This is a genomic window from Synechococcus elongatus PCC 6301 (genome assembly GCF_000010065.1).
Taxonomy (GTDB): domain Bacteria; phylum Cyanobacteriota; class Cyanobacteriia; order Synechococcales; family Synechococcaceae; genus Synechococcus; species Synechococcus elongatus.
This window is the reverse complement of the sequence record NC_006576.1, coordinates 2224690-2237609: the sequence shown is the minus strand read 5'-3', so window position 1 is coordinate 2237609 and position 12920 is coordinate 2224690. Positions and strand designations below refer to the sequence as shown.

The window sequence follows — 12920 nt, the reverse complement described above, 5'->3', positions numbered from 1 at the left end:
CTACAAGCCACTACAAAAAAGCCGGACGCTCGGCCCGGCTCTGGTTCAAACTTGAATAGCGAGAATCGCGGCTTAGTAGTAAATCTTGCCGCCGCCCCACTTAGTACCGACGATCTTGGGTTGCAGCAGAATGTGACCCGAGATTGCCACCAGATCGTCTTCCGTCAGGTTACGCATTTTCGGGAAGATATCGGTGCTCTTGGTGCTGGGGTGCAATTCCGAAATCTCGCGCTCACCATCGTAGGTGGTGGGGTTATGCAGATAGTCCACCAAGCTTTCGACGCTATCGCGAGGCGGGGTGGCCAGCGCCAAAGCCTCAGGATCAAGACCCACGTTCGGGTCAGTCTTGGTAATGCCACCCACATGGCATTGACCGCAGGCATAGGCGAACAGTTGTTTGCCTTCAGCCACCTGCTTCAGGCTCAACGTGACATTGTCGCCTTGGGGATTCAGCTTGACTGTGCGAGTTTCTGCTGTCAGTTCAGCGGCCTGAGCGGCACCAAGATTGAACTGAAACACGGCAAGCAGGGCCGCCAAAGTCAGCCAGAGGGTTCTTCTCAGCGTCTTGAAAACCATGGATGGTGAACTGCTCCTGACTAGCTCTCGAAGAGGACAGCTCTCGCCAGCCCAATGTGATGAAGAGGTTGAGGCGGTTTGGCTACAGGGCAAAATGATTTGCAGCAGCCAAAGGCAACCAAAACCATCCTCAATATTTACCATGCAGGGGCGAGGCAAATGAGAAAGTTGTTAGGCTCCGTTGCAAACTTGTGACAAGTTCAGCGATCGCTGCTAATCCAAGCTGTTGAAGGCTGCCAGCACAGCCTCCCAGCTCCGCCCTTTAGGGGTCACACCGCAGGTTTCCCGCAGGTAGCGATAGGCGGCACGATGGGCTGGTTCTCCTTCTCCACTGAAGCGAGCCACCAACACTTCCTTGGTAATTTGAGGCTTCCGCCGCGAGTCAGGAACGATCGCGCTGGGCTCTGGCTGACTCGGGCTTTTAGCGACGGCTGGAACTTCCGTCGGCTCATCTGCATCTGCAGCTAGACGGCGGGGCACATCGTAGCTGAGGAAATCCTTGGCCAGCATCGTCTGCGGGAAAATGGCCTGGGCTTCCGCGAGCAAATCATCGAGGGTCTGCTCATTGCCTGGGGCATAACGCGGGCTGAAGTGGGTGAGGATCAACTGCCGGACACCCGCTTGTTTGGCGACCTCTGCTGCCATTGTCGCCGTCGCATGCAAGCGCTGCTCAGCCATCTCGCGATCGCGATCGGAAAAGGTCGACTCGTGAATCAGGACATCGGCATCCTGAGCCAGTGCGATCGCTGACTCACAGAAAATCGTGTCGGTGCAATAGACCATGCTACGGCCGCGCTCTGTTGGGCCGCAGAGCTGCCGACCGTCAATCTGGCGACCATCTTCTAGAGTGACCGTCTCGCCATCCTTCAGTTGCTTGTAAATTGGCCCTGGCGGAATGCCCAGCGATCGTGCTTTCTCAACATCAAACCGACCGGGGCGATCGCGCTCTTGAATGCGGTAGCCAAAGGCCGGCACACGGTGATGCAAGGGCGCACAACTGACAACGATCTCTGCATCTTCGTAGATCACTCCCGGCTGCACCGTCGCAATCTGCAACGGATAGTTGATATGGGTGCGCGAATGCTGGGCGCAGGCCTGCAAATAATCACGCAGGGGCTTGGGACCATAGAGGTCGATGCGCTCTGGATTTCCCGCCAAACCCACACTGGCCAACAACCCCATCAAACCGAAGACATGATCGCCGTGCATGTGGGTGACGAAGATGCGCCGTAGCTGACTGATCCGCAGTTCACTCCGCAGAAATTGATGCTGTGTGCCCTCGCCACAGTCAAACAGCCAGACCTCGGCACGCTGGGGCAAGCGCAGTGCAACGGCCGAGACATTGCGCGATCGCGTGGGTACGCCGGAACTCGTACCAAGAAAAGTGACCTGCAAGGGGTTGAGGAATGGAGATTCGTTCCCTATCCTGTCACAGGACAGCAGCGGAACCTGCAGTCAGTTGCCAGCGTCCGGCAGCTTCGGATCTGTGGTGTGGAGTGAGTCAATTTAATGCCCATGGCAACCCTCCGGTCGGCGTTGTTCGCCAGCCTTGCAGCGATCGCTGTTCTTCCGACTTTCAGTCCGCCAGCCAGCGCTCAAGCGGCTCCCACCATCCGCGTGGGTATTGCGATCGCCCGCCCCCAGATTCGGGTTGGCAGCTCGACTCCCGCGATCATCCGCAATGAGCAAGGCCAGCAGATTGGGCAACTTCCCACTCAGCAAGGTAGCTACGCCCAGCCCTCCGCCAATGGACAGGTGCAGCTCGGTTCATTCCGGGCTCGGCAAATTTGGCTAGAACCGACGAATGACGGTCTCGTTTGGGTTGGCGATCGCTGGTATCGAGGGCGCCTGCAACTGATTCTGGATCAAGGGGCAGTCACGGCCATCAATCATGTCGGGCTGGAGTCCTATCTTTACAGCGTTGTCGGCAGCGAGGTCTATGCCAGTTGGCCAACAGAGGCTCTGAAAGCCCAAGCTGTGGCCGCTCGCTCTTTTGTGCTCTACCGTCGCGATCGCAACCGCGATCCTCGCTTTGATGTTGGCAATTCCACGACTTGGCAGGTCTACAAAGGGATCGCCAGTGAAGCCCCAACCACGATCGCAGCGGTCAATGCCACAGCCGGCCAAGTCCTGACCTACAACAACCGTGTCATTGAAGCCGTCTTCCACGCCTCCAGTGGCGGACATACTGAAAACGTCGAAGATGTCTGGGGCAAGCCCCTGCCCTACCTACGAGGGGTCCAAGACTACGACCAAAACGCACCAGTCTTTAACTGGAGTCAAAGTTTTTCGGTGCAAGAGCTCTCAGCCAAGCTAACCGGCGTCGGCCGGATTCTCCAGACTGAGCCCCTCCAAACAACGCCCTTCGGCCGCATTCGAGATTTGCGCATCACGGGCGATCGCGGCAGCCGGGTGGTTAAAGGAGATGAAGTACGTCGTGCCTTAAATCTCCGCAGCAGTCTATTCACCGTCAGCAGTGAAGCCAGCAGCAATTGGTTCGACTTCCTCCGACCCAATCCAGCCCCCCAACCCCCCAGCCAGTTCACGATTATTGGCCGCGGCTATGGCCATGGTTTGGGTCTCAGCCAGTGGGGGGCCTATGGCCTCGCCAGCCAAGGCGTAGACTACCGCCGCATTCTTTCGCATTTCTACCAGAACACCAATCTCAGTCCCCTAGGTGGGGTGATCGCCCAGAACTCAAGCGGCGGCGACCTCATCAGTGCTCAAGACTAGGGCTGAATGAAATCGAGCGGGCCAGCATCGCGGTCATAGACCAACACGTCCCACTGACCACCCAGCGCTGCCTCAAAGGCAATCCGCTGTCCGTCGCGACTCAGGCTAGGATTGCGCACGATCGCCTCTAGATCGGCGGTCAGGTTGCGGAGCTGCTGGCTGCGGCGATCGTAGAGGTAGATGTTGGTGCGATCGCCCCGACTTCCAGCAAAGGCGATCCAGTTCCCATCAGCGGAAATTGCCGGATGTTCGACCAGTAAATCCAGGCTATTCAGCCCAGGTAAAGGAATCTGCTGGCGCTGTTCAACACTGTAGAGATACGCATCCCGGCTACCCCGGCGATCGGAGACAAAGACCAGTAGCGAGCGATCGCCCAGACTCGGGAATAACTCTGCATAGCGACTGTTTACCCCGCGATCACCGCTGGGCAAGGCTATCAAGCGCGGAGCACCAGAACACCCCATCAAAATCAGGCTCAGGAGCAGTGCTAGCCCTCGAAGTAACCACGGCGATCGCTGCTTCATGGCTGTGGGGAGGCGATCGGGGCGGAACTCTCGCGGCTCCCCTCGGGGCGATCGAGTTCAGTCAACTCCCCGCGATCAAACAGTTCAATGTCCCACTGGCCACGGCGACTGCTTTCAAAGGCGACCAACCGACCATCAGGACTGATACTGGGTTGCCGAACCCAGCCTCGCCAGCCTTGGGTCAGGACCTCACGCCGCTGGGTAGCCCGGTCATAGACCTGAATTTCGGGGCGACCGCGATCGCTACCCACGTAAGCAATGTAGCGACCAGTCCAACTCAAGCTGGGGGATTCTGCGATCGCATCGCGATCGGCGAACCCTGGCAGAGGCTGTAGTTGACGCCTTTGCAGATCGTAGAGATAAATCGTACGGTGGCCATCTCGCTCGGCTACGTAGGCCAAGTAACGGCCATCACCACTAAGGGCAGGCTGAGACTCGCTATAGCGACTGTTGAGATTAGGGGTCACTACCACTGCACCGGGCCGCAAAAACCAGCTGAGCAGGGCGGCTCCAATGCCTAGCAATACCGCAACTCCGGCTAGTAACCCCAGCCAACGGCGACGATCACTCCAGCGACGACGGCGCGGCACAGGACTCCCTAGTCGTCAAATTGGCTCGAGTTATCGTCTTCGTCAGGCTTAGGACTACGGCTGGTGTTGAGGGGCTGGAAGTCCACGTAGGGTTCATCAGCCGAAGGCTGAGAATCTCGGGCAGCAGGACGGCTGCGGCGGCTAGCAGCAGCTGACTCTTCCGTCCGCGATCGTCGAGAGCTACGGGGCATGCGGTCGGAAACCCCGGTTAGGCGACGCTGAGGACGAGCGGGCTCTGGTGCCGGCTCTGGTTCTGAATACTCTTCGACAAAGCGATCGGTCGCTGGCAGAGGGGTGCCGTAGTCATCCCAGTCATCCCGCGCTGGGGAACGACGGCTGCTGACGCGACTCTCGAAGGCTGGAGGCTCCGCTCGGCGAGAACGGGGCGGTCGCATCGGCATATCGTAGCTATCCTCTTCTAGCTCTTCCCGCTGGAAGCGACTCCCACGCAGGCGGCGTTCCGGTGCAGGGGCGCGGTCCTCGAAGCGATCGTAGCCATCTTCGGGTTCGTAGCGATAGACGCGACTGACGGGGCGATCGTCGTCAATCAACGGCGTGTTGCGCTTCGCTTGCTCTGTCGCAATTCCGCGTAGCCGTAGGGCTTCGTAGGCAAAAAAGACCGTCGTTCCAGCCAACAAAAATTGGCCGAACTGCAGAATCGGATCGAGGCGCCAGCCTTGGAAAAAGAGAATACCGCCACAGAGCAGACCCACCGCGGCGAAAAAGACGTCGTAGTCGCGGGCGAGAGCTGGGCGAATCGTCCGCAGGAAGTAGAGAAGTGCTCCACCAACTGCCAAAACAATGCCAACAATGCTGGCCCAGTTCAGACTGGCGTTAACCATTACGATCCTCCGCAGACGCGGCTCGATACTCTACATCTTAGCGGCCGGTGCCGATGGACCTGTAGCGTGAAACAGCCTAAGCACAACGACTCAGGCTGTCTTGGCAAACCTGTGAGTCTAGCTGCGACGGACTTTATCCGTTTGGCTGATGAAGATGAGCGCAACCGTCAGAGGAATCACCACAATGACACCTCCCAGAACAAGGCTCCAGATGAAAGCAGACAACGTCGGCGTCATAAATGAACTCCCTCGGCAGCTCTAAGTTTCGTCTCATGATTGTATCGACCTGTCCTCGCAATTGAGAAGCGATCGGCTATTTCTAGACAGACCGTCCCCCAAGCCAAAGGTCGACGTCCCCTAGGATAAGGTCAGCGCTGTAGGAAGAGTATCGATGCAACCCTTGCTGTGGTTTAGCTGGATTTTGGGCGGTGTGCTGGCTGGCATGACCCTCCTGTTCATTTTTCGGATTGTGTTGACTTGGTATCCCCAGGTCGATCTGCAACAGGGGCCCTACCGCGCGATCGCCCTCCCCACTGAACCGTTTCTTGCTCCAACCCGTCGCTTGATCCCCCCCCTAGGCGGCGTCGATATTTCGCCGATCATCTGGGTTGCGCTGATCAGCCTGCTCCGCGAGATACTGCTGGGGCAACAGGGATTGTTGACGATGGTGCTGCGCCAAGGCTAGGAAGACGTTGAGCTGGAATTAAGGCGATCGCAATCTTGATCCCTGCAATCATCGGGAGTTGCGGCAGCTAAGAGCTAAAAAAGCCGATGAGGGGATTTGAACCCCTGACCGCTCGATTACGAATCGAGTGCTCTACCACTGAGCTACATCGGCGCACGGTCTCTGATTGTATCAGGAGCCACTAGGATCAGGACAAGTTTCGGCGAAAAACCTGTGTCTCATTTAGATCCCCAACAACGCGCTCGCCTACAGGCAGAGGTTGTTGCTCCCTATCGAGGCTTGCGCCGCACCTTCTACGCCGTTTTTGCGGCCTCGGGAGCGATCGGGGGATTCATTTTCTTGCTGAAGGCGATCGCCGGTGAATCTTTAGCTACTACTCTCCCCAACCTCGCCCTCCAACTGGGTGTTGTGGCTTTGATGGTCAGTCTCCTGCGGCTGGAGCAGAAGAAGTCTTCTTAGGGTCTAGCCCTAGGGATCCAAAGACAGCGGATTGCCGAGGCTTCGCTGGCTGATCTCAAAACATCAGGAGGCAGTCTCTTCAGCTGTTTCCTCAGTCGTTGCATCTTCTGGATTGGAGGTGGCGATCGCGCTGACTGAGCTGACGTCTGAGCTGACCGCCTCAGAAACTAGATCGACTGGAGAGGTGACGACCGCAGTTGATGACTCTTCAGGTGAAGCGGCTCCTTCGGGCTGAACAACGGCTTCCGTCTCCGTCATTGCCACCGTCTCAACAGGTGTCGGACTCACGAGTGGTTGGGACCAATTCGCTTCCGAGACCTCAGACAAGCCCTGATCGCCATACCACTGGGCAGGGAGCAGGCCTTTCAAGGGCAAACCGAGAATTGTGAACTGCTGAGCAACTTGCCCCGGTGCGAGAGGTTCCGTGTTCGCGATCGCGGTATCTGAGAGCCAGAGCAAGGGCGCGACACTGACCGGCACCTGAACAAACAGGCTGAGTACCCAAACGGTCACGATCGCCAGTAGAAATGCAGGGAAGGGATCCAACGCCGCCAGTGGGTTTTGCAGCTGCACAATCGGCAGCCAGCGATAGAGCTGAATCAACAGCAGTCCCAGTCCGATCGCCGTGGTGATCGCCAAAATGCGATTGAGACCGGAGAGGAACCAGCGCAATAGTTTACGTTGATGCTCTTGTAAAGCCTCGGGTCGCAAGGCCAGAATCGCTAGGGAAAAGATATAGAACGGCCGGCGTAGCTGCATCCACAGCACAGAGCCAATCCCAAGGATCCCCGCCAGCAGCGCTGTAAATCCTGGGGGCAGAAAGGGATCAGGATTGGCGATCGCAAACAGAAAAAGAGCCGCCCATAACGGCACTGTCGCCAGTCCTGCTAGATGAATCCAGAGAAAGGGTTCAGCACGAGGACTTAGCGACATCGGTAGCTCACTATTCAACGCAGGGCAGAAATTCAGAGCGATCGCGGGTAAGCAAGAATTGCCGCCGCGATCGCCAACGTGTCTACACTTCCAAGGTGCGGCGCTTGGTGACCATTCGATAGGTCTCGATGATGTCACCTTCTTGCCAAGCACTGAAGCTGTCGAGGCCAATCCCACATTCGTAGCCGGAGTTGACTTCCTTCACGTCTTCCTTCATCCGCTTCAGCGAATCCAAGGTACCGGTGTAGACCAAGTTGGAACCGCGCCGGACGCGAATGTTGCAGTTGCGAATCGCCTTGCCCGACTGGACATAGCAACCAGCCACAGCACCGCGACCAATCGAGAAGACGGCTCGCACCTCGACTTGCCCCAGGGGCTCCTCGACCAATTCGGGTTCGAGCAGACCTTCCATTGCCGCTTGGATATCTTCTAGCAGCTTGTAGATGATGTCGTAGTCCCGAACATCCACACCCGCTTCATCGGCAGCCCGCTTCGCACCGCTGGCCAGCGTCGTGTTGAAGCCAACGATCACTGCACCAGAAGCAGCCGCTAAGTCGACGTCTGTTTCAGTGATTTCACCCGGTGCTGCCAAGAGAACACGCACTTGGACTTGCTTCTGCGGTAGTTGCTCTAAGGAGCCAAGGATGGCTTCCACGGAACCTTGAACGTCGGCCTTGAGAATTAGGTTGAGTTCCTTCAGCTCGCCTTCTTGAGCCTGCGCCGACACAGTACCCAGGGAGACTCGGCGCGAAGCCATCGCCTGCTGGAGGCGAGACTGACGTTGCTCGTCAGCACGGCTAGTGGCCACGGCCCGAGCACTTTTCTCGTCGCTGTAGACTTCAAACTCATCGCCTGCAGCCGGCACGTCGCCGAGCCCCAGCACCTCAACGGCGAAGGATGGGGTTGCCGCTTCGACGCGATCGCCGCGATCATCAACCATGGCTCGCACTTTGCCGAGGACAGAGCCAGCAACGAGCACATCACCGACGCGCAGGGTGCCGTTTTGGACCAAGAGGGTCGCCACCGGCCCCCGAGCTTTGTCAAGGTGAGCTTCGATCACTGTGCCCCGCGCTGCGCGATCGGGGTTGGCGACCAGTTCTTCAACCTCAGTCACCAGCAGGATCATTTCCAGCAGCTGGTCGATGTTTTCGCCTTTGATGGCGCTGACCGGCACCATGACCGTTTCACCACCCCACTCTTCCGGAACCAAACCGTATTCCGTCAGCTCTTGTTTGACGCGATCGGGCTGCGCTTCTTCCTTGTCACACTTGTTGATTGCGACAATTAGGGGCACTTCCGCCGCTTTGGCGTGGCTGATGGCTTCTAGGGTTTGAGGCCGGACGCCATCATCAGCGGCTACCACCAAAATGGCAATGTCGGTGACCCGAGCACCCCGTGCCCGCATGGCCGTGAAGGCTTCGTGGCCCGGCGTATCCAAGAAGACGATCTGATGTTGATCGCCGTTGTGTTCCACATCAACGTGATAGGCACCGATGTGCTGGGTAATGCCCCCAGCTTCACCTGCAGCAACCCGAGTTTTCCGGATCGCATCAAGCAGAGTGGTTTTACCGTGGTCCACGTGACCCATAGCCGTAACGACAGGCGGGAGAGTCTGTAGACTTTCAGCGTCGGCATCTTCAACCATCTGGGTCGTTTTGCGAGCCCCGGACTCCTCAGTCTCTTGCTCCACAAGAATGCCGAATTCTTCAGCCACTTGTTCAATCGTGGCGACATCCAGCGATTGAGTCACCGTCGCTGCAATGCCCTTGAAGAACAGGGACTTGATGATGTCTGTTTCGGGCACCACCATCAGCTGCGCTAACTCTTGCACCGTCATGCTCGATCGCAGACTGATTAGCTCAGGACGGACTGGCTTTTGCTCCCGCTCCATCCGACGACGATGCTGCCGCTCACGGGCCGACTCCCGCCGAGGCTTCCGCCCTTTGGTGGGCATCACGGCGACGGCTGGCTTGGCCTGAGGAACTTTGGGCTTGCTCGGACGTGCCAAGGACATCGCCAAGTTCAAAGCGTCCGCCGCTGCTAGCTCCTGCTCAGCCGTCAGCAAATCATCATCGTCATCATCTTGAATGAGCTGACGACGCTTCGCCTTCGCAGCCGCTTTGTTACCGGCCTTACGGTTCGCTGCTGCCCGTTCGTCTTCCTCTTCCTCCCACCCTTTGCGGGGACGAGCCGGACGCGCTGGGGCTGTCGGCCGACGCAGTTCCAACGGCGGTACCGGTTGGAAGACATCCACTGTGGCCGCTAAGTCTTCTCCGCTGGCAGGAGCTGCTGGTTTGGGCCGTTGCTTCAGCTCTGGGCCGCCGGGAGCTGTGGGCTTCTGGGGCTTATTGGGCAGAACCCGCGAGGCAGCGGCAGGCACTCCGCTGGCACTAGCAGCCACTTTGGGACGTGAGGGCGGCGCAACCAATTCAATCGGCTTGACTGGCTTAGCAGGCTTACTAACGCCATTGCCAGCCACTGGCTGACCGAGCTGCGGTCTTGCTGGACCCGTTTGCTCCGGTCGACGCTCAATTTTGGGTCGTGGCGTTGGAGCTTCACTGGTGCGCTCCGGTTTTGCCTCGCTGCGCCGCACGATTTCTGGCTTGCGCAGAAGCTCGGCTGCTGCTGGTTTTGGCTTCTTGGTTTCGGCAACCGGGCGCGGCGTGGCAGCTGGCGCTGGACGACTCGGAGATTTGGCAGGCTCAGCACTGGCGGCTGGAGCGGGGGGGCGAGGCGTAACAATTTCAGGCTTCTCAGCCGATTTTTCAGGACGCGCAGGCTTGATGGGTGCCTTGGCAGGCTCATTCGCAGCAGCCGGACGACGGGGCGGCGCCACGATGTTGGGGCGCTCCGCTTGAGGCTTCTCGGACGCTGTGGGACGACCCACGATTTCCGGCTTAGCACCGCCGGCTGCTTGGGGAGTCGGGCGACGAACTGACACGATTTCCTGCTTGCGCTCTGCCTTGGGCGAATCAGCGGCAGAGGCCGCTGCCACGGGTTCTGATGGGGCCGCCCCAGCTAAAACTTGGCGCACTTGGACGACTTGCTCTTCACTGAGCGTACTGCTGTAGCTCTTATAGGGAATTTCCAACCGATCGCAGACGGCCAGCACATCCTTGTTGTCGAGGTTTAACTCCTTCGACAGTTCGTAAATTCTGACCTTGCCATTGTTCATTCAGTTCGATTCCCGTTGTCTGCAATCGCGGTTGAAAAGGTGCAGGAGGGCCTGAGTCAACAAGGGCAATTGTTCAGTCAGGCTTGCTTTAGCGCCATCATCGATGGGCGCTGGGTCGGCACCTCTTTTCATCTTGCCTCAAAAATCGAGCTATCCGTCAGAGCCCTCTGACAGGCTCGGGCAGATTGTCACACTCAGCCTTGCTTCGAGGGCCACCCAAACGGAGTCAGGAATCGCCGATCGCAGGGCTCGCCCCAGACGATTTTTGCGGCGACCCTGGTTGAAGCAAGCCACGGTTGGACAGAGATAGGCCGATCGCCCTTCACCCTGATCGAGGGCGATCGCTCCGGTACTTGCCAGCCGAATAACTCGCCAGAATTCCTGCCGGTGAGCGAGTCGCCGGCAAGCAATACAGCGTCGATACCCTTGGGGCAGCCGACTCAAACAGTCTCTTCCTCAGCTTCAGCAGCTGCGAGTTCTGCCGCAGGTTCAGCGGCTGCGAGAGCAGCCTCTTCCGCCTCCCATTCCGCCAGTTCAGCAGCTTCGGCGGCAGCACGGGCTTCTTCTTCGGCAGCAATCGCCGCCCGCTCTTGGCGTTCTTGAATCAGTTCAGAAATCCGTTGACCTTCCGTGACTGCGTCGTAGAGCGCCACGTCCTTGATGTCGATTTTCCAGCCGGTCAGTCGAGCCGCGAGGCGCACGTTCTGACCCTCTTTGCCGATCGCGAGACTGAGTTGGTCGTCGTTGACCAAAACGTGGGCGATCCGACCTTCGGGATCGACCAAGCGCACTTCCTGAACCCGGGCAGGGCTGAGGGCATTGGCAATATAGGTGGCCGGATCCGGCGACCAGCGGATCACATCAATTTTTTCGCCCCGCAATTCGTTGACGACCACCTGAATCCGCGATCCCCGCGCCCCGATGCAAGCCCCAACCGGATCGACTTCGCGTTCCAAGGTATCGACAGCGATTTTGGTGCGCGGCCCAACATGCCGAGTCGGCGGATTCGCTTCCCGCGCTACCGCCACAATGCGGACGACACCATCTTGGATTTCAGGAACTTCGTTTTCGAACAAGTAGACAACCAGACCGGCGTTAGCCCGAGAGACAATCAACTGCGGTCCACGACGGGGTTCTTCACTGACTTCCTTGAGGAAGACGCGGAAGGTGGCGTTGGCCCGGTAGTTGTCGTTGGGCAGTTGTTCGCGACGGGGCAGTTCTGCCTCGACTTCAGGACGTCCTAAACCACTGCTGACCCCCAAGATCACAGACTGGCGCTCGAAGCGCAGCACCTTGGCCATCAAGACCGGATCTTCTAGATCTTGGAACTCTTCTTGGATCAGTTTGCGCTGGTGATCGCGCAGTTTTTGCGACAGGACTTGCTTAGTCTGAATAGCCGCCATTCGCCCAAAGTCGTCTTTATCGGGTGTGACATCTAGAACGACGATTTCGCCTGCTTGGGCATCTGGAGCCACTTCCTGAACATCGGCGAGGGCAATCTGATGGTCAGGATTTTCGACCTGATTGACGATGGTTTTGGTTGCCAGTACCCGAAAGCCTTCCTGTTCGACATCGAGTTCAACGTCAATGTTGTCGAAGTAGTCTTCTTCAAACTGCTCACCCATCTGCTGGGTACGGCGATAGCGCTCGTAGCCCTTGAGCAAGGCTTCTTTGAGGGCTTCTTCAATGACATTGGCGGGCAGTTTTTTTTGCTCGCTAATGGCGTAGATCAGCTGCTCTAGGCCGGGCAGGGTGACCATTGACATAGGGAGAGCCTCCAAGGAGTGAGCGTAAGGACAAAAGCAACGTTGTGGGGCGATCGCTAAAGCTGTTCAATCAGCTTGACTTCCAGCACCTGACTGCGGGCAATCCGGACGGTCCGTCCCCGTTTATTGAGATAGACAGAATCTGCATCTCGACCGAGGAGCGTGCCTTGCTGCTCGACAGTGTCGTCGTTGGGAGAGCGACTGGTCACCTGGACAGGAAAGCCTTTGAAGGAGAGAAAGTCGCGATCGCTTTCAAGGGTGTCGGAGAGGCCAGGGCTAGAAATTTCCAGCACGTAGGCATCAGGAATGATGTTGGCCTCATCAAGTGCTAGTTCGAAACTCCGGCTCATTCGCTCACAATCTTCAAGACCGGTATCCCCGACACGGCTCCGAATATCGAGGCGGAGGATAGGGGGGCTTTGGTTGGTGTGAAAGACCGCTTGGACAACCTCTAAGTCGAGGTCGTCGGCAATGGGACGTGCCAGATCCAAAATGGCAGGAATAAGCGGATGAGCCATGGTTAACTGTCAATAAAAAAAGCGGGCAAACACTTACCCACTCCTCCAAAAGCTGCGGTAGACCGACAGCAATTTCGCTGAAAGATGCGAATCGCGCGATAAAAGCCGACAGCTCTATC

Annotated in this window: 14 protein-coding genes and 1 tRNA gene; 3 read left to right on the top strand and 12 right to left on the bottom strand. The window is 57.9% G+C overall.

Annotated elements, in window-relative coordinates:
- Nucleotides 1–72 precede the first annotated feature (72 nt).
- Both psbV and SYC_RS11060 read right to left on the bottom strand, forming a co-directional pair.
- On the bottom strand, nt 73–576 hold the full coding sequence (gene psbV, locus SYC_RS11065) for a photosystem II cytochrome c-550 (protein WP_039755617.1): 504 nt from the start codon (nt 574–576) through the stop codon (nt 73–75).
- 213 nt (nt 577–789) lie between these two features.
- Nucleotides 790–1971: a ribonuclease Z gene (locus SYC_RS11060; protein ID WP_011244394.1), complete on the bottom strand. Its 1182-nt coding sequence runs from the start codon at nt 1969–1971 to the stop codon at nt 790–792.
- Between the two features lie 120 nt (nt 1972–2091).
- Here SYC_RS11060 and SYC_RS11055 point away from each other — a divergent pair, with 120 nt between their 5' ends.
- On the top strand, nt 2092–3309 hold the full coding sequence (locus SYC_RS11055) for a SpoIID/LytB domain-containing protein (RefSeq protein ID WP_234701772.1): 1218 nt from the start codon (nt 2092–2094) through the stop codon (nt 3307–3309).
- Here SYC_RS11055 and SYC_RS11050 read toward each other — a convergent pair.
- The 4 genes from SYC_RS11050 to psbX form a co-directional block, all read right to left on the bottom strand.
- Complete coding sequence (locus tag SYC_RS11050; RefSeq protein WP_011244392.1) at nt 3306–3833, bottom strand: TolB family protein; 528 nt, start codon at nt 3831–3833, stop codon at nt 3306–3308. The two genes, SYC_RS11055 and SYC_RS11050, sit on opposite strands and share 4 nt — an antisense overlap.
- Nucleotides 3830–4423, bottom strand: coding sequence for a TolB family protein (locus SYC_RS11045; RefSeq protein ID WP_011244391.1), 594 nt, complete (start codon nt 4421–4423; stop codon nt 3830–3832). Before SYC_RS11045 ends, SYC_RS11050 begins: the two co-directional genes overlap by 4 nt.
- Before the next feature lie 8 nt (nt 4424–4431).
- The gene (locus tag SYC_RS11040; RefSeq protein WP_011244390.1) at nt 4432–5265 is read right to left on the bottom strand and encodes a Ycf66 family protein; all 834 of its coding nucleotides are present in this window, start codon (nt 5263–5265) and stop codon (nt 4432–4434) included.
- A gap of 117 nt (nt 5266–5382) precedes the next feature.
- Nucleotides 5383–5502 carry a photosystem II reaction center X protein gene (psbX, locus tag SYC_RS11035; RefSeq protein WP_011244389.1) on the bottom strand — a complete coding sequence of 40 codons (120 nt, stop codon included), beginning with the start codon at nt 5500–5502 and terminating at the stop codon, nt 5383–5385.
- Nucleotides 5503–5656: 154 nt separating this feature from the next.
- Between psbX and SYC_RS11030 the strand changes: the two genes are divergently transcribed.
- Nucleotides 5657–5950: a YggT family protein gene (locus tag SYC_RS11030; RefSeq protein WP_011244388.1), complete on the top strand. Its 294-nt coding sequence runs from the start codon at nt 5657–5659 to the stop codon at nt 5948–5950.
- An 81-nt stretch (nt 5951–6031) separates the two neighbouring features.
- Here the strand turns inward: SYC_RS11030 and SYC_RS11025 are convergent.
- Nucleotides 6032–6103: transfer RNA gene (locus SYC_RS11025), tRNA-Thr, on the bottom strand.
- A 60-nt stretch (nt 6104–6163) separates the two neighbouring features.
- Between SYC_RS11025 and SYC_RS11020 the strand changes: the two genes are divergently transcribed.
- Entirely contained in the window at nt 6164–6409 is a 246-nt protein-coding gene (locus tag SYC_RS11020) for a DUF3493 domain-containing protein (protein ID WP_011244387.1), read from the top strand.
- Nucleotides 6410–6472: 63 nt separating this feature from the next.
- Here the strand turns inward: SYC_RS11020 and SYC_RS11015 are convergent, their stop codons facing one another.
- The 5 genes from SYC_RS11015 to rimP all read right to left on the bottom strand — a co-directional run bounded on the left by SYC_RS11015 (nt 6473) and on the right by rimP (nt 12801).
- The gene (locus SYC_RS11015) at nt 6473–7342 is read right to left on the bottom strand and encodes a low-complexity tail membrane protein (protein WP_011244386.1); all 870 of its coding nucleotides are present in this window, start codon (nt 7340–7342) and stop codon (nt 6473–6475) included.
- Between the two features lie 82 nt (nt 7343–7424).
- Nucleotides 7425–10517: a translation initiation factor IF-2 gene (gene infB / locus SYC_RS11010; RefSeq protein ID WP_011244385.1), complete on the bottom strand. Its 3093-nt coding sequence runs from the start codon at nt 10515–10517 to the stop codon at nt 7425–7427.
- A 150-nt stretch (nt 10518–10667) separates the two neighbouring features.
- Entirely contained in the window at nt 10668–10961 is a 294-nt protein-coding gene (locus tag SYC_RS11005) for a YlxR family protein (protein ID WP_011244384.1), read from the bottom strand.
- On the bottom strand, nt 10958–12283 hold the full coding sequence (gene nusA / locus SYC_RS11000) for a transcription termination factor NusA (protein WP_011244383.1): 1326 nt from the start codon (nt 12281–12283) through the stop codon (nt 10958–10960). Before nusA ends, SYC_RS11005 begins: the two co-directional genes overlap by 4 nt.
- A gap of 56 nt (nt 12284–12339) precedes the next feature.
- Entirely contained in the window at nt 12340–12801 is a 462-nt protein-coding gene (gene rimP, locus SYC_RS10995) for a ribosome maturation factor RimP (RefSeq protein WP_011244382.1), read from the bottom strand.
- Nucleotides 12802–12920 lie beyond the last annotated feature (119 nt).

Bases quoted from the DNA above. Each gene is read 5' to 3' on its own strand.
- psbX (WP_011244389.1), bottom strand. From the start codon at position 5,502: ATGACGCCGACGTTGTCTGCTTTCATCTGGAGCCTTGTTCTGGGAGGT.
- SYC_RS11050 (WP_011244392.1), bottom strand. From the start codon at position 3,833: ATGAAGCAGCGATCGCCGTGGTTACTTCGAGGGCTAGCACTGCTCCTG.
- nusA (WP_011244383.1), bottom strand. From the start codon at position 12,283: ATGTCAATGGTCACCCTGCCCGGCCTAGAGCAGCTGATCTACGCCATT.
- rimP (WP_011244382.1), bottom strand. From the start codon at position 12,801: ATGGCTCATCCGCTTATTCCTGCCATTTTGGATCTGGCACGTCCCATT.
- infB (WP_011244385.1), bottom strand. From the start codon at position 10,517: ATGAACAATGGCAAGGTCAGAATTTACGAACTGTCGAAGGAGTTAAAC.
- SYC_RS11040 (WP_011244390.1), bottom strand. From the start codon at position 5,265: ATGGTTAACGCCAGTCTGAACTGGGCCAGCATTGTTGGCATTGTTTTG.
- SYC_RS11015 (WP_011244386.1), bottom strand. From the start codon at position 7,342: ATGTCGCTAAGTCCTCGTGCTGAACCCTTTCTCTGGATTCATCTAGCA.
- SYC_RS11030 (WP_011244388.1), top strand. From the start codon at position 5,657: ATGCAACCCTTGCTGTGGTTTAGCTGGATTTTGGGCGGTGTGCTGGCT.
- psbV (WP_039755617.1), bottom strand. From the start codon at position 576: ATGGTTTTCAAGACGCTGAGAAGAACCCTCTGGCTGACTTTGGCGGCC.
- SYC_RS11055 (WP_234701772.1), top strand. From the start codon at position 2,092: ATGGCAACCCTCCGGTCGGCGTTGTTCGCCAGCCTTGCAGCGATCGCT.